The organism is Variovorax sp. (assembly GCF_035634955.1).
Lineage (GTDB): Bacteria > Pseudomonadota > Gammaproteobacteria > Burkholderiales > Burkholderiaceae_C > Variovorax.
Genome location: NZ_DASQBZ010000020.1, coordinates 139,515 through 155,797, shown reverse-complemented (window position 1 = coordinate 155,797; position 16,283 = coordinate 139,515). Strand labels below are relative to the sequence as shown.

Here is a 16,283-nt window from a genome sequence, read left to right as displayed (position 1 = left end):
CATGCGCGTGAAGTCGATCTCCCACGTGGCCTACTTCGCGACGCATGTGGCGCGGATGTCGGAGTTCCTGGCCGATTTCGGCATGCGCCCAGTCGCGCTGGACGATGGGCGCCTCTACATGGGCGGCACGGACGCCGCGCCCTTCGTGCATGTCTGCGTGCCGTCGCACCGGACGGGACTGGCCTGGATCGCCTTCGAGGTCGAATCGCGGCAGGACCTTGCCGAAGCCGCCTGCCTGGAAGGCGCTTCGTCGATCGAACCGGTCGCCGGACCAGCCGAAGGGGCCTGCGTGCGGCTGATCGATCCTGACGGTGTCGAGGTGCGGCTGGTGCACTGGACTCGGCCGAGCCGGGCCGGTTACGCGGCGACACCCGCGCCGGCGCCGAACCTGCCTTGGCAACGGCAACGCCTGGGCGTCCCAGTGCGCGTAGGCAGCGAACGGTCCGAGGTCTTCCGCCTCGGCCACGTGCTGCTCAACGTGCGCGATGTGCATGCCAGCGGGCAGTGGTATGCAAGACACCTCGGCCTGCGGCTGTCCGACAGCCTGCATGCCGAGGCCGCCGGCGAACTGGTCGGCGCTTTCTACCGGCTGTCGCGCGGTGACGAATACGTGGACCATCACAGCATCGGTTTCGTGCAATCGCTCTCCAGTCCCGGCACGGCGCACCATGCATCGTTCGAGATGGCATCGTTCGACGCGCTGGGCAGCGCGCACCAGGTGCTGCAGCGCCGCGGCTGGACGCACCGATGGGGAATCGGCCGCCATGTCCTGGGAAGCCAGATATTCGACTACTGGTACGACCCCGAGGGCAACATCGTGGAGCACTATGCCGACGGCGACGTGTTCAACGAAGGCGCCGCGGCCGGCCGCCATCTGAACTCGCCCGACATCCTGGCCCAGTGGGCGCCACCCCTGCCCCAGGCTCGGGACGCGGGGGGCCAGGCCCGATGAGCGCGCGCGATTCGCTCGATACCGAGGTGCTGATCGTCGGCGCCGGACCGGTGGGCCTGGCGGCCGCGATCGAACTGGCCCACCGCGGCGTTCGCGTCATGGTGGTCGAGGCAGAACCTCGCGGCGGCAACGCGCCGCGTGCCAAGACGACCAACGTGCGCACCTGCGAGCATCTGCGCCGCTGGGGCATTCTCGAACGGTTGCGGGAACAGGCACCACTGGGCGTGGACTACCCGTCCGACATCTGCTTTGCCACGCGGCTGAACGGCATCGAGATTGCGCGCGTGCCAAACGCCTTCTACTGTGCGCCGGGTCAGAACCCGCTGTACGCTGCGCACGCACAGTGGGTTCCCCAGTACGTTCTCGAGTGCGTCCTCGCCCAGCATGTCGCCGGCCTCGAGGATGTGTGCGTGCGCTTCTCCACGCGGCTGACCGGACTGAACGAACACCCGGATGCTGTAGAAGCAACCCTGGAGGCCGGTGGCAGGCGCGAGACCATTCGCGCACGCTACGTGATCGGCGCCGATGGTGCTCGCAGCACGGTGCGGGGCTTGGTCGGCATCGCAATGCATGGCACCGGCGGCCTGTCGTTCAACCGCATGATCATCTTCCGGCAGCCGGGGCTGCTCGCGCGAGCACAGCTGCGCCCGGCGGTCATGTACTGGCTCGTCAACGCGCAGATTCCCGCTGTCCTCGGCCCCATGGATCGGGACGACGTGTGGTACCTCGGCCTGGGGGTTCAGGCCGCCGAACGCCTGTCGCCCGAAGACGCCATTCGCCTGGCATCCGGCTTCGATGACCTCGACCCGGAAATCCTCTCGGTGGGGGACTGGCAGGCGCACCATCTGCTGGCGGACACCTACCGGCGCGGCCGCGTCTTCCTGGCGGGCGACGCATGCCACCTGCATCCCCCCTACGGCGGCTACGGCATGAACCTGGGAATCGGCGACGCCGTGGACCTGGGCTGGAAGCTGGCAGCCGAGATCAAGGGCTGGGGCTCGCCCACCTTGCTCGAAAGCTACGAAGCAGAGCGCCGCCCCGTGCATCGCCGCGTCATGGACGAGGCAGTGCTCAACCATTCGGTGAGAACCGCGGACCTGGCCGATCCGCGACTCGAAGAGTCCGGCGCGCAAGGCGATGCAGCGCGCGCTCGAACCGCACGGCTGGTGGCCGAGCACAAGACGCGGGAGTTCCATTCGCTCGGGATCGTGCTCGGATGCCGCTACCAGGCCTCGCCCGTGATCGCATACGACGACGGCACGCCGCCGCCCGAGGATCCGTCCGCCTATGTGCCATCTTCCTTTCCCGGCTGCAGGGCACCACATGCCTGGCTGGCCGCGCGTGACGAACCGGGAGCTTCGCTCTTCGATCGCCTGGGGCGCGATTTCACGCTGCTCGCGCTCGGCGAGCCCGATGACGACACCGAGAAAGCCTGGATCGACCGCGCCGGTCGGACCGGCGTGCCGCTGACGCTGCTTCGCATCGACGACGCGCAAGTCCATGCGCTGTATGGCTGCCGGTATGCACTGATCCGCCCCGACCAGCACATCGCCTGGCGCGGCGACCACCTCCCGTCACCTGACGCCTTGATGGCGCAGGTGACAGGACGCCCATGGGCGAAAGACGACGGCAACCCGCCTGGGCACGCCGCCGCAAACCACTAGAAACCCTCCACGGAGACATCAAATGAAGATAACCGGCCAAATCGCGCTGGCCAGCGTGGCCCTGTGCGCCTGCCACGTCGCAGCGGCACAGAGTTCCGTCACCATCTACGGCATTGCCGACGTCGGCATCGAGTACGTCGACAAGCTGCCCCCGGCGCCGGGAGGGAATGTTTCGCGCGTGATCTCCGGTGGCCAGGCGGGCTCACGACTAGGCTTCCGCGGCACCGAAGATCTTGGCGGCGGCGCAAAGGCCTTCCTTGCGCTCGAGTCGGGCATCAGCATCGACTCGGGCGAGTTGCAGCAAGGCGGCCGGATGTTCGGCCGCCTGGCCTACGTCGGGCTGGAAAGCGACCTCGGCGCGGTGTCCCTGGGCCGCCACCGCAATGCGATCTTCGACGTCGCCATCCCCTTCGATCCGATGGTCTACAACCGCTATTCGCTCTTCAGTGCGGATCCGGTCGTCGGCGGACGCGTGGACAACGCCGTGCGCTACCTGAAGTCGTTCGGGCCCGTGAGCGTGTCGGCGCAATACAGCTTCGGCTACGACTCGCAGATTCCGAACGGCTCCGAAGTCCCCGGCGACAGCAAGATCGGCCGCGAGATGGGCGCGTCGATCGTCTATGCCACCAACGGGCTCTCGGCCATGCTGGCCTACGACCAGCGCCAGGGCGTGACGGCCGTCAGCGCCGACCAGGACGAACGGCGCTGGGTGGCCGCCGGCACCTACGAATGGAGCCGCTGGAAGGGCTACCTCGGACTGATCGACCTGGACCGCTCGATCACCCCGGCGCTGGAGCGGCGCACCTACTGGGCCGGCGTCGGGTTCAAGGCGACGCCGGCGTTGTCCGTCGGCGGTGCCATCTATCACCACGATGCGCGCGCGCAGGACGCCGACAGCAACCTGTATGCCCTGTCGGTGCTCTATGCCCTGTCCAAGCGCAGCACGCTGTATGCGAACGTGGGCTTCTCCGACAACGACGCCGCAAGCACACAGGGTGTTGTCGCTCCGGCCACGGCCATCGCGGGCCAGGACCAGCGCGGCATCGTCGTTGGCCTGATGCACAGGTTCTGATCGGGAAAGGTGTCCCGCCCGCTGGCAGCGGCGAGCGGGCATCGCCCCTTCAATCGAATGAAAGGATCGAGCGCATGTTCGTAAGAAACGCATGGTATGTGGGCGCCTGGTCGGACGAGATCGCCGCCGGCGCAATGCTGTCGCGCACACTGCTGGGCGACCCTGTCCTGTTCTATCGGCTCGCGGACGGCAGCCCGGCCGCACTTGCGGACCGCTGCTGCCACCGCGGGCTGCCGTTGTCCCATGGGCGCGTGCAGGACGACTGCGTCACGTGCGGCTACCACGGGCTGACGTTCGACCGCACGGGCGCCTGCGTGCGTGTGCCGGGCCAGGAGCGGATACCTCCGGCGGCGCGCGTGCGGTCCTACCCCGTACGCGAGCGCGACAACATGGTGTGGGTATGGATGGGCGACCCGGCCAGCGCCGACGACACCCTCATCGTTTCCCACCCGTTCGCGCAGAGCCCGGAGTGGACGTTCCTCAAGGACAGGTACCTGGTCCAGGCGAACTACCAGTTGATCACCGACAACCTAATGGATCTGACACACGTCGGCTACGTTCACAACCGCACGATCGGCGGCACCCCACAAGCCCATTCGGAGGCCGTGAGCAGGACCCGGGCCACGGAGCACGGCGTGCGCGTCGAGCGATGGATGCCGGATTCGGTGCCGCCGCCTTCGTATATCGCGGTGCACGAATTCCGCACGCCGCGGATCGATCGATGGATGGAGATCGAGTTCTTCGCGCCGGCCGTCGTGAGGATTCACACCGGCGCCATGGACACCGGCACCGGCGCGCGCGAAGGCTTGCGCGACGATGCGCTGCTGTTCTGGGGTTTCAACGCGCAGACCCCCGAAACGGAGACGACGACCCACTACTTCTGGTCGGGGGCGCGCAGCCACGTGGCCGGCAGGTCCATCGGAGAGCAGCGTCTCGACAGCCTGAGGATCACGTTCTCGGAGGACAAGGACATCGTCGAGGCGCAGCAGGCGTCGCTCAACCGGCAGCCCGAGCCGTTGGTCATGATCGCCTCCGACGGTGGCATGGTCGCAGCCAGGCGCCGCGTGGCCGCGATGCTGCGGGCCGAGGCCGAGACGGTGGCGCCCGTCGAGCCTGCTCCCGCCTCTGCGCCGGCGGCGCTCGACTAGGGCTTTGGGCGTAGTGCGTCGAACCCGGCAGGCTTTTGTGCCAGCGCGGCGCCGCTACGCAATCGCCGTCGATCCGCGGCGCGCCGGCAGCCGAGCCGTGAAGCAGGTGCCGCTTTCCCTGGACGAACTCACGTGCAGGGTGCCGCCGTGTGCCTTGACGATCTGCGAGCAGATGTGCAGGCCGAGGCCGAGTCCGCCGCCCGGCTTGCTCTGCGCCGGTCGCCAGTACGGCTCGAATATCTTCTCGAGGTTGGCCGGAGGAATGGGCTCGCCCCAGTTGCGAACGCCGATCTCGAGCCATTCGGCGTCGAGCGTCGCTTCGACCACCACCGGCCGGGCAGGGTCGCCGTAGGCAAACGCATTGCCCACGAGGTTGGAGAGCAACTGCTGCACCCGGCCCAGGTCGCACTCCACGTGCCCGCGCATGCGATAGGTTTCCCGGATATGCCATTGCGGATGCGAGTCGCGCAGCTCGGCCACGACGTCGCGCAACGCCGCCTCGAGTTGCGCGACCGCCTCGATGCAAACGCCGATGCCCGATCCCATCCGTCCGCGGGCGAGGTCCAGCACATCGTCGATGAGCTTCGACATGCGGCGCGTGTTGGCGCGAAGGCGGTCTCCGTACTTCGCGACATCCGGTTCCGGGCGCCTGACCAGGATTTCGCCGATGGCGCCTACCGACGCCAACGGGTTGCGCAGGTCGTGACCGAGCACCGCGATGAACTGCTCTCGCAGCTCGGCGGTCTGCCGCGCGTCGAGCAATGCCACCTCGGTGGCCTCACGGCGCTGTTCGAGCGCGAGCTGGCGCCCGATGAGTTCCGCGAAGCTCTGGAACATGGCCACCGTCTTGACGCCGGAGACCATGTTGGGCCGCGGATCGATTGCGCACAGGTTTCCGAAGTATTCCCCGTCCGGCCGGATGATCGGCACCGAGATGTAGCTCTCGATGCCGTAGATCCTCGGCGTGTGATGGTCGCGATAGGTCGGGTCTTCGCTTGCATGGTCGAAGACGACCGGCTGGCGTGCGGCCCGGGCCTCCTTGCACAGCGTGGTGTGGACGTCGAGTTGCCCGCCCGGCAGAAGCCCGAAGTCGATACCGTCCTCGACCGCGCAGGCGGTCCAGGTTCCGTCCGTGACTCGCGCCACGGCGGCGAACCGCATTCCGGTGTTGTCGCAGACGATCCGCAACAGCGCCGGCACGGCACTGATACGGCCTATTGCTGCAATGTCACGGCCAATGGCTTCGGGGCTGTCGTCCACTTTCGGATCTCCCTGGAAAGTGCAGATTACAACCCCGCCCGGGAGATGGGGCAAGCGCGCGCAATCCGGCGCCGTCGCCCGGCGCCGGTCCTGCCGCGCACCGGCACCGGCACCGGCACCGGCACAGGTCAGTTCAGCCGCAGCCCGCTGCCCGCGTCGAACAGATGCGCATGCGCCGCCTGCGGGCGCAGTGCCAGCGCTTCGCCGGGCCGGGCGCGCACCCGCTCGCGCAAGGCCGCCAGCACTTCGTGGCGGCCCACGCGCAGTGCCACCTGGGTTTCGGCGCCGGTGGGTTCCACCACGATCACCTCGGCCGGCAGGCCGCCGCCGCCGGCATCGGGCGGGCCGATCTCGAAATGCTCGGGCCGCGCGCCGTAGAGCACCTCCGTGCCCTCGCGCGCCGCCGGCGCGCTGCCTGGCGGCAGCGGCAGGTGCAGCCCGTCATCGGTCACCACCCGCGCACCACCGTCGCCGAACACGACCCGTCCGGGCAGCAGGTTCATCGCCGGCGAGCCGATGAAGCCGGCGACGAAGGCGTTGCACGGCCGGTCGTAGAGTTCCAGTGGCGTGCCAGCCTGCTCCACCCGCCCTCCCTGGAGCACGACGATGCGGTCGGCCATGGTCATGGCCTCGACTTGGTCGTGCGTGACGTAGACCGTGGTCGTGCCCAGCCGCTGGTGCAGCGCGCGGATCTCGGTTCGCATCCGCACGCGCAGCTTGGCGTCGAGGTTGGACAGCGGCTCGTCGAACAGGAAGGCGTCGGGCCGGCGCACGATGGCCCGGCCCATGGCGACGCGCTGGCGCTGGCCGCCGGAGAGCTGGCGCGGCTTGCGGTCGAGCAGCGCGCCAAGCCCCAGCACGTGCGCCACCTCCAGCACGCGCCGGGCAATCTCGCCCTTGGCCACGCCCTGCAGCTTCATCGCGAAGCCCAGGTTGTCGCGCACGGACATGTGCGGATACAGCGCGTAGTTCTGGAACACCATGGCGATGCCGCGGTCGCGCGGCGCCACGTCGTTGATGACGCGTCCGCCCAGGCGGATCTCGCCAGCGCTGATGGATTCGAGCCCGGCGACCGCGCGCAGCAGCGTGGACTTGCCGCAGCCCGACGGGCCCACCAGCGCGACGAACTCGCCGTCGTCGATGTCGATGTCCACGCCGTGGATCACCGGCGTCTGGTCGTAGTGCTTGAAGACCTGTTTGAGATGAAGTGAAGCCATGTCTTGTCCGTTGTGCAATGAAGCCCCTCCGGGGCCAGTCTTCTTTCAGTCCTTCACACTGCCGGCCGTCAGGCCGTGCACCAGGTAGCGGCGCACCAGCACCGTGAAGATCACCACGGGCAGCGCCACCAGGGTGCCGGCGGCGGCGATCTTGGCCCACTCCCAGCCCTCGTACTGGAGGAAGTTGACGATCGCCACCGGCGCGGTGACCGCCTGTGTCCGGGTCAGGATCAGCGCGTAGAAGAAGTCGTTCCACGAGAACACGAAGCACAGCACCGCCGTGGCTGCGAGCCCGGGCGCCGCCAGCGGCAGCGTGATGCGCCAGAAGGCCTGCCAGATGCCGCAGCCGTCGATCCAGGCGGCCTCTTCCAGCGAGGCCGGCACCGACTCGAAGAACGTCTGCATCAGCCAGATGACGATCGCCAGGTTGAAGGTGAGGTACACCAGCGCCAGCCCGACCACCGTGTCCTGCAGGCCCAGCCAGCGATAGGCCAGGAAGAACGGAATGGTGAAGGCGATCGGCGGCGCCATGCGCGTGACCAGGATCCACAGTGCCACGTGCCGGCGACCGGGGAAGTTCCAGCGCGTAAGCGCATACGCCGCCGGCACGCCGATCGCCAGCGACAGCACGGTCGACAGCGTGCTCACCACCAGGCTGTTGGCGAACGAGCGCACGAAGTTGCCCTGCAGCAGGCTGGTGAAGCCGGCCAGCGTCGGCGTGAACCCGAGCGCCTCGTCGAAGATCCGGTCTGCCGGCCGGAAGGCCAGTTGCACCAGCCACAGGAAGGGCGCCAGCACCGCCACCAGCACCACGAGCGCCGCCATGCCGCGCACGTTGCGCCGCAGCCAGCCGGCTCGCGCCGGGCGCGCCGCGCGCGGTGGCGCAAGGCGGATCTCGGGGGGCGGTGCGGCCGATGCCGGCGCCTGCAGCGAAACTTCAATGCCCAGGGTGCTCATGACTGTTCCATCCCAGCTTGCCCACGCCCCAGCTCAACAGGAAGACCCCGGCCAGGATCACAACGGCGATCGCGCTGCCGTAGCCCCAGTACGAGAAGTTGAAGGCCTGGATGAAGCCGTAGTAGTTGGTGACCTCGGTCACGGTGCCCGGCCCGCCGTCGGTGAGGACGTAGATGAGGGGGAAGGCCTTGAAGCTGTCGATCAGCCGGAACAGGCCGCACACCACCAGCACCGGCCGGATGTGGGGAAGGACGATATAGCGAAACAGCTGCCAGCGGCTGGCACCGTCCAGGCTCGCCGCCTCCACCGGATCGGCCGGCAGCGTCTGCAGCGCGGCCAGCACCATCAGCATGGTGAAGGGGAACCACTGCCAGGTGTCGGCCACGGCGATCGCCCACAGCGCGGTGTCGGCGTTGGCGATGAGCGAATGCACCGGCAGCCCGATCGCCTCCAGGGCCCGGTGCATCGGGCTGATGTCGGGTGTGTAGAGGATCTTCCAGATCAGCGCCACGACGATCGGCGGCAGCACCATCGGGATCAGGAAGGCCGTGCGGCTCGCCTGCAGGATGCGCGAACGCCCATCCAGCAGCAGTGCAAGGCCCAGGCCGACGCCCAGTTGCAGCGCCACGCTGGCCACCGACAGCTTGAGCTGCGTGCCGATGGAGTCCAGGAAGCGCCCGTCTTCGAGCAGGTGCCGATAGTTCACCAGCGGATCGTCGAAGCGGAACGTCGCGGCCGGATCGGTCAGCGACAGCGGCGTGAGGCTGCCCACCAGCAGCGCCGCCGCCGGCACCAGCGTGATGACCAGCAGCACCGCCAGCGACGGCGCCAGGCCGAAGGCGAACGCGCGGCTGCGCTGCGCCTGCCAGCCGGCGCCGGCAGCAGTCCAGGAGAGCGTTGCCATGGCTTACAGGCTCAGCCCCGAGCGCTTGAGCTCGGCAATCGACTGCGCCTGGGCCTGCTGCATCGCCTGCTTCGCGCCCGCCTGCCCGCTGGCGATGAGCGCGATGGCCTTGTTCAGTTGCTGGTCCACCTGCGGATAGACGGCCACGGTGCGGTATTTCATGTGGCCCGACTTCGAGGCCTGCTCGATCGAGTCGAGCGCCAGCCGGGCGAGGTCGCTGCCGTTGATGACCTGACGCGTGCGGTAGGCCTGCGAGTCGATGTCGCTGCGCCGCGCCGGCGATCCGTAGCCGGCCGCCACGGCGCGCGCCGTCGTCTTCTTCGACAACGCCCACTGGATGAAGGCCCAGGCCGCCTCCTTGTTCTTCGAGCCGGCCGGGATGCCCAGGCCGTGGACCGAGGTTCCCGGAAAGCGGCCCGCCGGTCCCTTGGGGACCTGGCCGAACTTCAGCGTCCCGATCGTCCTGCTGGACGCCGGATCGCCCAGTTGCGCCAGGTGCAGTTGCCCGGCGTCGGAGAAGTTCACCCGCCCCTGCTTGAGCGCCTGCGTGACCTGGTCCGGCTGGTAGGTGATGGCACCGTCCGGGCCGAACTCGCGCAGCAGGTTGGCGTAGTAGTCGGCCGCGGCCACGGCCTCGGGCGTGTCCAGCGTGGGAAAGAGGTCGTCCGGCGCCTTGCGGAACACGTCGCCGCCGAAGGCATGCAGATAGGGCACGAAGGTCCAGCCGTAGTGGCTGTCCGAGACGAAGCCGGCCACCCGCTCCTTCCTGTTGACCGCGCGCAACACCTTCACCAGGTCGTCGGTGGTCTCCGGGTACGCCAGGCCGGCCTGCTGCACCAGGTCGAAGCGCGACGACACCGACAGCAGCGCCTCGGCCGTCCACGGAATGCCGTAGAGCTTGCCGTCCGCCCCGGACTCGGGCGCGAGGGCGCCGGGCAGGAAGTCCTGCAGGTCGAAGTCGGACGGCGTCAGGTTCGGGTTGCGGATGTAGTCGTCCAGCGGCGTCAGCCAGCCCGAGCCGATCCAGCGACTGGAGTAGATGAAGGTGACGTTGACCACGTCGTACGCCGCACCGTGCGTCGACAGCTCCAGGTCCGCGCGCTGGTTGTAGATCGGAAATGACGGCGCATCGAAGTTGACGCGGGCGCCGCTGAGCTGCTCGAATTCCGGCAGCCATTGCTGCAGCAGCTTCGGATAGGCGGCGCTGAAGGTCGACACGTTGAGCGTCACCCCCTGGTACTTCTTCGCCCCGCCCTGCGCCGGAGCGCGACCCGGCAGCAGCGCGCCCGCGCCCAATGCGGCGCCGGCGGCCAGCAGGCGGCGCCTGCCGATACCCTGATCGGTGTGGTTCATGGCTTGCGTTCTCCCGCTCAGGCGCTGGCGGCGATCACGGCATCGACCGTCGCGTCGTTGCTCGCCTCCGGGCGGCGCCGCGTGCGGCTGCGCCGTCCATCGACCGACACCGCGGTCTCGCCGTGCACGGTGACGCGGCGCACCACGCGCGCCTGGTCGCCGTAGTCGTTGACCGCGTAGTGCTGCGTGGCGCGGTTGTCCCAGATCGCCACGTCGTCCTGCCGCCACTGCCAGCGCACCGTGTTGTCCAGCCGCACCGTGCGCGCCTGCAACAGCTCGAACAGACGCTGCGACTCGCCGCTGGCCAGGCCCTCGATCTTCTTGAGGAAGTGGCCCAGGATCAGCGCGCGCTCGCCCGTCTCCGGGTGTACGTGCACCAGCGGGTGCTCGGCCTCGTACAGCGCCGACACGAACACCTCGCGGTGATGGCGCACGCGCTCGGCCGACAGGTTCGTCCGGTCGGCCGCGTAGTCGTAGTCGTTGCCGTGCACTGCCCACAGCGATTCGGCCAGGCGCTTGAGCGGCTCGGGCAGCAGTTCGTAGGCGCGCGCGGTGTTGGCCCACACGGTGTCGCCGCCGAAGGCCGGGATCGTCACGCCGCGCAGGATGGATATCCGGGGAAAGGCGTCGACGAAGGTCACGTCGGTATGCCACGAATCGGCCCGCCCGCCGCCTTTTGATGCGTCGAGCTCGAGCAGCCGCGTGCCACCCGGCGCCGGGACCGTGGGGTGCGCCACGATGCGCCCGAAGCGCTCGCCGAACGCCTGGTGCGACGCGTCGTCCAGGTGCGACTGGCCGCGCACGAACAGCACCTTGTGCGCCAGCAGCGCCGCCTTCAGATGGCCGAAGCGTTCGTCCGAAAGGTCGGCGCCGAGTTGCAGGTCGAGCACCTCGCCGCCGATGTGGCCGGCCACGCGCCGGATGCGTAGATCACCGAAACGGCTGTCGATGCTGTCGGGATGGATTGGGCTGGCTGACAAGTTGAAGCTCCTGCGAAAGTTGATTCACGAAAGGAGCCTGATGCTAGGAACGCGCGCGCATCCGCGTTGGAAGGAATGCGCATATCGATACGCGCCGGCGGCGGGTCGCGGTGCCTCAGCCGGTGCGCCTTGCACGCCGCCTGCGCCGGGCCACGACCGCCTCGTAGGCGGCCTGCAGCTTGCCCAGTACGGAGTCGGCCGGCCGCGGCGCGCCAAGATGCAGAAAGCGCAACTCGTCCATCAACTCGTCCCACAGCGGCTGCCCGCCTTTTTCAAGCAGCTCGGCTCGGATGGACAGTTCTTCGGAAGCTGGCAGGTGGCGCCGGCCCCAGGCGCCCATCTGGACCAGCAACGGAACGAGCTCGATGGCGGGCTCGGTCAGGCTGTAGATCGCCTTCTGCCTGTGTTCGGGATCATCGGCGCGGGTGACCAGGCCGCATTCGACCAGGCGGCGCAGCCGGTCGGCCAGGATGTTGGTGGCAATGCCTTCCTCGGAAAGCGTCTGCAGTTCGCGATAGTGGCGGCGATTGCCGAACATCAGGTCGCGGATGACGATCAGGCTCCAGCGATCGCCCAGCACCTCGAGCGTCAGGTTGATCGGGCAGCCCGACCGTTGCGCGGTTTCCATGAAGCCATTCTCGCGAGACCGCTTGCAATATGCAACCGGAAGCGGTAGAAACGCGCTGCTTGCAAACAACAAGCAGTTGAAGAAAAGGAAACCGCATGGCCCTGCAACTCTTCTTTCATCCGTTCTCCTCGTACAGCCAGAAGGCATTGACGGCCTTCTACGAGAAAGACGTGGCCTTCACCCCTCGCGTGCTGGCGCCCGACGCGCCGGACACCTTCGCCGAGTTCGCACGGCGCTGGCCCATGCGACGGTTCCCGCTGCTGGTCGACGGCACCCGCACGCTGATGGAGGCGACGACCATCATCGAATACCTCGAAGCGACCCGCCCCGGCGCCGTGCGGCTGATTCCGCAGGACGCGCAGGCCGCGGTGGAGGTGCGGATGATGGACCGCGTCTTCGACAACTACGTCTCCACGCCGCAGCAGAAGCTGGTCTTCGACGTCCTGCGCGCCCCCGGCGAACGCGACCCCAAGGGCGTGGCCGACGCGCGCGCCATGCTGGACACCGCCTACGCATGGCTCGACGGCGTGATGTCGGACCGCGAATGGGCCGCCGGCGGCATGTTCAGCCTGGCCGACTGCGCCGCCGGGCCGTTCCTGTTCTACGCCGACTGGTGCCACCCGATCGATCCGGCCTTTGCGAACCTGCGCGCCTACCGCGCACGCCTGCTGGCCCGCCCGGCGTTCGCACGTGCGGTGGACGAGGCGCGGCCGTACCGGCACCTTTTCCCTCTGGGCGCACCCGACCGCGACTGAGCGGAGCCCAGGCTCGCCTGCGGCAGTGCCGGAATGGCTCAGCGCCCCTGGCGCAAGCGGTGCCAGCCCGACAGCGTCACATAGGCGCAGCCTTTGCGGTCGGTTGCCACCAGGCCATGGGAAGTGAGCCGCCACGAGGCGGCAATCGGCCTGTCGCCGGCGGCGCAGGCTCCGTCGCGGGCCAGTCGCTGCAGCACGCTCCACTGCTCGGCATTGAGCCGCAGCTTGCTTGTGCCCGCGCCCGCGGCGGCCGGCAGTCCCTGCTCCTTCATCGCGCGCACCTGCTCAGGCAACGAGGCCGAAAAGGCGAAGCACCGAGTAGCCGAACACCACCATGATGGTGACGACGACTGCCGCCTTCAGCCATACCGGTTCGGCCTTGGGCGCGGGGCGGCTGTGGATCGGCGCAAATGAACTGCTGCGGGTCGGGCGTTCGGGCTTGTCTGTCCACCAGCCCAGGTTGGTGTCGTGATCGCTTTCCATGGCCGCGATCTTTAATCACGACCTAATACTTTGGTATGTACTTTTACATTCGGACAGACTAGGGGACCCAAAAGTGTGAACTATTTGGCATTACATCCCAGGAGACACCCATCATGCGAATTCCGGACATGATCGTGGCAAGCGCGCTCGGCCTCACGGCATTGCTGCCGGCGGCGCCGGCGGGTGCGAGTTCGACGCTCGACGGCTACCCTTCGCGCACGCGCTACCTGTCGAACGATGCGCCGTTCGTCGTCTTCGGCGTCACGCCCACGCGGCTCGACGCCCAGGCCGGGCGCCTGGTGCTGACATTCGTCGCCACCGACCGCCTCGAGCAGGTTAACGTTTTCCCCTTCGTGCGTGCGTCGCCCGTCGCCGCTGCCCGCATGCGCACGCAGGTGGCATGCGGCCCGCGCGATGCCGGCTCGTGGGACTGCGCCATCCCGGTCGCCGACCTGCTGGCCGACCTGGACGGCGGCGAAGGCCAGTTGGGCCTGCGCATCGAAGCCCACGGCAGCCTGCGCGAACTCGGCCAGCACAGCACGGTGATCGTCACCGTGCCGGTACGGCGCGCCGGCGCTGTCAGTGGCTGATCATCCAGGGCCGCTTGCCCGGAAACGACTTGGCACCGTTGGGCGCCGTCACGGTCGCCTTGCGCGAACGGGCCGACGTGCTGCAACAGCCGCAACCCGCCGGGTGCCGCAGGCGCTGGTAGTCCCGCGACGACTTCGGCTCATGCCGGGCGCGCTCGTTCACGTCCATGGCGCGCCGGGTGCCCTCTTCGAGCAGGCCCAGGCGCGGCGCGCTGGCGAAAACGCGGGGCGCCGCGGCGCCGCAATCCGGGCAGGCCGCGGGCTCGTTGCGCTCGGCCAGCGGGCGCAGCGCGTCGAAGCCGCCGCAGTCGCGGCATTCGTAGTCGTAGGTCGGCATGCGCGTCGTCCTCGTCTCAGAGCAGGTCGGGCGACAGCGGCATGTCGATGCTTCCGTCGAGGAACTTCGTCGGCCCGGCGGCGCTGGGGTTGATGTCGAAGTCGAAGATCTGCGTGGGCAGCCACAGCGTGGCGCACGCGTTCGGCACGTCCACCACGCCGCTGATGTGCCCTTGCACCGGCGCGGTGCCCAGGATCGAATAGGCCTGCGCGCCCGAGTAGCCGAACTTCTTCAGGTATTCGATGGCGTTCAGGCAGGCCTGGCGGTAGGCCACGTTCACGTCCAGGTAGTACTGCTTGCCGCTCTCGTCGACGCTGATGCCCTCGAAGATCACGTAGTCGTTGTAGGTCGGCACGATCGGGCTGGGCTTGAAGATCGGGTTCTTGATGCCGTACTTGGCCATCCCGCCCTTGATCAGGCTGACCTTCATGTGCACCCAGCCGGCCATCTCGATGGCGCCGCAGAACGTAATCTCGCCGTCGCCCTGGCTGAAGTGCAGGTCCCCGACCGACAGGCCGGCGCCGTCCACGTAGACGGGGAAAAACACCTTCGAGCCGCGCGACAGGTCCTTGATGTCGCAGTTGCCGCCGTGCTCGCGCGGCGGCACCGTGCGCGCACCGGCGGCCGCGGCCCTGTCCTTGGCGTCGCCGGTGAGCTTGCCCATGTGGGCCGTGCCGGCGAAGGGCGGATTGGCCAGGCCGCTGGTGGCGGGGTCGGAGTCGATCAGCGCCTGCTCGCGCGTGTTCCACATCTCCAGCATCTTCGGGTCGGGCAGGCAGCCGATCAGGCCGGGGTGGATCAGGCCGGCGTATTTCACGCCCGGCACGTGGCGCGACGTGGTGAACATGCCGTGGAAGTCCCAGATCGACTTCTGTGCCTGCGGGAAGTGCTCGGTCAGGAAGCCGCCCCCGTTCTTCTTGCTGAAGAAACCGTTGAAGCCCCACAGGCTGTCGTCCTTGGCGCCGATGTCCAGCAGGTCCACCACCAGCAGGTCGCCCGGCTCGGCGCCCTTGACGCCGACCGGGCCCGAGAGGTAGTGCACGGTCGTCAGGTCGATGTCGCGCACGTCGTCGGCGCTGTCGTTGTTCTTGATGAAGCCGCCGGTCCAGTCGTAGGTCTCGAGCACGAAATCGTCGCCGGGGTTGACCCAGCAGGCCATCGGAATGTCCGGATGCCAGCGGTTGTGCACCATCTCGTTGCTGGGTGCGGGCTTGCTCAGGTCGACCTTGATCAGGGTATCGGGCATTTTCACTTTCTCCTGGGTTGGGATTCGGGGAACTTCAGACGGACAGGTATGCCTTGATGTGGGCTTCGTCGGTCTTGTCGCGGGCGGTCTCGTGGACGAGCCGGCCGCCCTCGATGACGAACAGGCGGTCGGCCACGTCCATGGCGAACGACAGCACCTGCTCCGAGACGACGATGGTGATGCCCTTCATCTTGCGGATCTCGTTCAACGCCTTGGCGATGTCCTTGATGATGGAAGGCTGGATGCCCTCGGTCGGCTCGTCCAGCAACAGCACCTTGGGCTCGGTGACCAGCGCGCGGGCGATGGCCAGCTGCTGCTGCTGCCCGCCCGAGAGGTTGCCGCCGCGGCGCCTGCGCATGTCGAACAGCACCGGGAACAGCGCATAGATTTCCTCGGGGATGCGGCGGGTGGCGCTGTTCTCCAGGCCCGTCTGGATGTTCTCCTCCACCGTCAGCGTGGGAAAGATCATCCGGCCTTGCGGCACGTAGGCGATGCCCTTGGCCACGCGGCGAAAGCTCTCGTCCTTCGTCACGTCCTGGCCGGCCACCTCGATGCGGCCGCTTCTGGCCGGCAGGATGCCCATCAACGCCTTGAACAGCGTCGTCTTGCCCATTCCGTTGCGCCCCATGATGGCCACCGTCTCGTTGGCCATGGCGTCGAACGACACGCCGTGCAGTGCCTCGCTCTGGCCGTAGGCGACGAACAGATCGTTGACCGACAGGTTGATGTTGCTCATG

General features: G+C 68.1%; 18 protein-coding genes. 6 read left to right on the top strand and 12 right to left on the bottom strand.

Annotated elements, in window-relative coordinates; translation table 11 throughout:
* The first annotated feature begins 7 nt into the window (after nucleotides 1-7).
* From VES41_RS10060 to VES41_RS10045, 4 genes are all read left to right on the top strand, one after another.
* The gene (locus tag VES41_RS10060) at nucleotides 8-952 is read left to right on the top strand and encodes a VOC family protein (RefSeq protein WP_324816270.1); all 945 of its coding nucleotides are present in this window, start codon (nucleotides 8-10) and stop codon (nucleotides 950-952) included.
* Nucleotides 949-2,616, top strand: coding sequence for an FAD-dependent oxidoreductase (locus VES41_RS10055; RefSeq protein WP_324816268.1), 1,668 nt, complete (start codon nucleotides 949-951; stop codon nucleotides 2,614-2,616). The genes VES41_RS10060 and VES41_RS10055 overlap by 4 nt, the downstream gene beginning before the upstream one ends.
* A gap of 22 nt (nucleotides 2,617-2,638) precedes the next feature.
* Nucleotides 2,639-3,688 carry a porin gene (locus tag VES41_RS10050; protein WP_324816265.1) on the top strand — a complete coding sequence of 350 codons (1,050 nt, stop codon included), beginning with the start codon at nucleotides 2,639-2,641 and terminating at the stop codon, nucleotides 3,686-3,688.
* Nucleotides 3,689-3,762: 74 nt separating this feature from the next.
* Nucleotides 3,763-4,836, top strand: coding sequence for an aromatic ring-hydroxylating dioxygenase subunit alpha (locus tag VES41_RS10045; RefSeq protein ID WP_324816262.1), 1,074 nt, complete (start codon nucleotides 3,763-3,765; stop codon nucleotides 4,834-4,836).
* A gap of 54 nt (nucleotides 4,837-4,890) precedes the next feature.
* Here VES41_RS10045 and VES41_RS10040 read toward each other — a convergent pair whose 3' ends face one another.
* The 7 genes from VES41_RS10040 to VES41_RS10010 all read right to left on the bottom strand — a co-directional run bounded on the left by VES41_RS10040 (nucleotide 4,891) and on the right by VES41_RS10010 (nucleotide 12,135).
* Nucleotides 4,891-6,036, bottom strand: a complete 1,146-nt coding sequence (locus VES41_RS10040) for a GAF domain-containing sensor histidine kinase (protein ID WP_324816474.1) — start codon at nucleotides 6,034-6,036, stop codon at nucleotides 4,891-4,893.
* A 188-nt stretch (nucleotides 6,037-6,224) separates the two neighbouring features.
* Nucleotides 6,225-7,313 carry a sn-glycerol-3-phosphate ABC transporter ATP-binding protein UgpC gene (locus tag VES41_RS10035; protein WP_324816260.1) on the bottom strand — a complete coding sequence of 363 codons (1,089 nt, stop codon included), beginning with the start codon at nucleotides 7,311-7,313 and terminating at the stop codon, nucleotides 6,225-6,227.
* A 45-nt stretch (nucleotides 7,314-7,358) separates the two neighbouring features.
* Nucleotides 7,359-8,138: a carbohydrate ABC transporter permease gene (locus VES41_RS10030; protein WP_324816472.1), complete on the bottom strand. Its 780-nt coding sequence runs from the start codon at nucleotides 8,136-8,138 to the stop codon at nucleotides 7,359-7,361.
* A 112-nt stretch (nucleotides 8,139-8,250) separates the two neighbouring features.
* On the bottom strand, nucleotides 8,251-9,174 hold the full coding sequence (locus VES41_RS10025; RefSeq protein ID WP_324816257.1) for a sugar ABC transporter permease: 924 nt from the start codon (nucleotides 9,172-9,174) through the stop codon (nucleotides 8,251-8,253).
* Nucleotides 9,175-9,177: 3 nt separating this feature from the next.
* Nucleotides 9,178-10,527, bottom strand: a complete 1,350-nt coding sequence (locus tag VES41_RS10020; RefSeq protein WP_324816254.1) for an ABC transporter substrate-binding protein — start codon at nucleotides 10,525-10,527, stop codon at nucleotides 9,178-9,180.
* Between the two features lie 17 nt (nucleotides 10,528-10,544).
* Nucleotides 10,545-11,507 (bottom strand): TauD/TfdA family dioxygenase, encoded by a 963-nt coding sequence (locus tag VES41_RS10015; protein ID WP_324816252.1) that lies wholly within the window; start codon nucleotides 11,505-11,507, stop codon nucleotides 10,545-10,547.
* 115 nt (nucleotides 11,508-11,622) lie between these two features.
* Complete coding sequence (locus tag VES41_RS10010; protein WP_324816249.1) at nucleotides 11,623-12,135, bottom strand: helix-turn-helix domain-containing protein; 513 nt, start codon at nucleotides 12,133-12,135, stop codon at nucleotides 11,623-11,625.
* 95 nt (nucleotides 12,136-12,230) lie between these two features.
* On the opposite strand from VES41_RS10010, the gene VES41_RS10005 reads away from it, so the two are divergent.
* A complete protein-coding gene (locus tag VES41_RS10005; protein WP_324816246.1) occupies nucleotides 12,231-12,890 on the top strand; it encodes a glutathione S-transferase family protein in 660 nt (219 codons plus the stop codon).
* Nucleotides 12,891-12,928: 38 nt separating this feature from the next.
* On the opposite strand, the gene VES41_RS10000 is transcribed toward VES41_RS10005, so the two are convergent.
* Nucleotides 12,929-13,162 carry a hypothetical protein gene (locus VES41_RS10000; RefSeq protein ID WP_324816244.1) on the bottom strand — a complete coding sequence of 78 codons (234 nt, stop codon included), beginning with the start codon at nucleotides 13,160-13,162 and terminating at the stop codon, nucleotides 12,929-12,931.
* A gap of 13 nt (nucleotides 13,163-13,175) precedes the next feature.
* Nucleotides 13,176-13,373, bottom strand: a complete 198-nt coding sequence (locus tag VES41_RS09995; protein ID WP_324816241.1) for a hypothetical protein — start codon at nucleotides 13,371-13,373, stop codon at nucleotides 13,176-13,178.
* Nucleotides 13,374-13,486: 113 nt separating this feature from the next.
* Here VES41_RS09995 and VES41_RS09990 point away from each other — a divergent pair, with 113 nt between their 5' ends.
* On the top strand, nucleotides 13,487-13,963 hold the full coding sequence (locus tag VES41_RS09990) for a hypothetical protein (protein ID WP_324816238.1): 477 nt from the start codon (nucleotides 13,487-13,489) through the stop codon (nucleotides 13,961-13,963).
* Here the strand turns inward: VES41_RS09990 and VES41_RS09985 are convergent.
* Genes VES41_RS09985 through urtE form a run of 3 tightly spaced genes read right to left on the bottom strand, consistent with a single transcriptional unit; the run spans nucleotide 13,953 to nucleotide 16,282 of the window.
* Nucleotides 13,953-14,300: a zinc ribbon domain-containing protein gene (locus VES41_RS09985; RefSeq protein WP_324816235.1), complete on the bottom strand. Its 348-nt coding sequence runs from the start codon at nucleotides 14,298-14,300 to the stop codon at nucleotides 13,953-13,955. The two genes, VES41_RS09990 and VES41_RS09985, sit on opposite strands and share 11 nt — an antisense overlap.
* Before the next feature lie 16 nt (nucleotides 14,301-14,316).
* Nucleotides 14,317-15,546, bottom strand: a complete 1,230-nt coding sequence (fmdA, locus tag VES41_RS09980) for a formamidase (RefSeq protein WP_324816232.1) — start codon at nucleotides 15,544-15,546, stop codon at nucleotides 14,317-14,319.
* 34 nt (nucleotides 15,547-15,580) lie between these two features.
* On the bottom strand, nucleotides 15,581-16,282 hold the full coding sequence (gene urtE, locus VES41_RS09975; RefSeq protein WP_324816229.1) for an urea ABC transporter ATP-binding subunit UrtE: 702 nt from the start codon (nucleotides 16,280-16,282) through the stop codon (nucleotides 15,581-15,583).
* Nucleotide 16,283 lies beyond the last annotated feature (1 nt).

Bases quoted from the DNA above. Each gene is read 5' to 3' on its own strand.
- VES41_RS10055 (WP_324816268.1), top strand. From the start codon at position 949: ATGAGCGCGCGCGATTCGCTCGATACCGAGGTGCTGATCGTCGGCGCC.
- VES41_RS10050 (WP_324816265.1), top strand. From the start codon at position 2,639: ATGAAGATAACCGGCCAAATCGCGCTGGCCAGCGTGGCCCTGTGCGCC.
- VES41_RS10045 (WP_324816262.1), top strand. From the start codon at position 3,763: ATGTTCGTAAGAAACGCATGGTATGTGGGCGCCTGGTCGGACGAGATC.
- VES41_RS10035 (WP_324816260.1), bottom strand. From the start codon at position 7,313: ATGGCTTCACTTCATCTCAAACAGGTCTTCAAGCACTACGACCAGACG.
- VES41_RS10030 (WP_324816472.1), bottom strand. From the start codon at position 8,138: ATGGCGGCGCTCGTGGTGCTGGTGGCGGTGCTGGCGCCCTTCCTGTGG.
- VES41_RS10025 (WP_324816257.1), bottom strand. From the start codon at position 9,174: ATGGCAACGCTCTCCTGGACTGCTGCCGGCGCCGGCTGGCAGGCGCAG.
- VES41_RS10020 (WP_324816254.1), bottom strand. From the start codon at position 10,527: ATGAACCACACCGATCAGGGTATCGGCAGGCGCCGCCTGCTGGCCGCC.
- VES41_RS10010 (WP_324816249.1), bottom strand. From the start codon at position 12,135: ATGGAAACCGCGCAACGGTCGGGCTGCCCGATCAACCTGACGCTCGAG.
- VES41_RS10005 (WP_324816246.1), top strand. From the start codon at position 12,231: ATGGCCCTGCAACTCTTCTTTCATCCGTTCTCCTCGTACAGCCAGAAG.
- VES41_RS10000 (WP_324816244.1), bottom strand. From the start codon at position 13,162: ATGAAGGAGCAGGGACTGCCGGCCGCCGCGGGCGCGGGCACAAGCAAG.
- VES41_RS09995 (WP_324816241.1), bottom strand. From the start codon at position 13,373: ATGGAAAGCGATCACGACACCAACCTGGGCTGGTGGACAGACAAGCCC.
- VES41_RS09990 (WP_324816238.1), top strand. From the start codon at position 13,487: ATGCGAATTCCGGACATGATCGTGGCAAGCGCGCTCGGCCTCACGGCA.
- VES41_RS09985 (WP_324816235.1), bottom strand. From the start codon at position 14,300: ATGCCGACCTACGACTACGAATGCCGCGACTGCGGCGGCTTCGACGCG.
- fmdA (WP_324816232.1), bottom strand. From the start codon at position 15,546: ATGCCCGATACCCTGATCAAGGTCGACCTGAGCAAGCCCGCACCCAGC.
- urtE (WP_324816229.1), bottom strand. From the start codon at position 16,282: ATGAGCAACATCAACCTGTCGGTCAACGATCTGTTCGTCGCCTACGGC.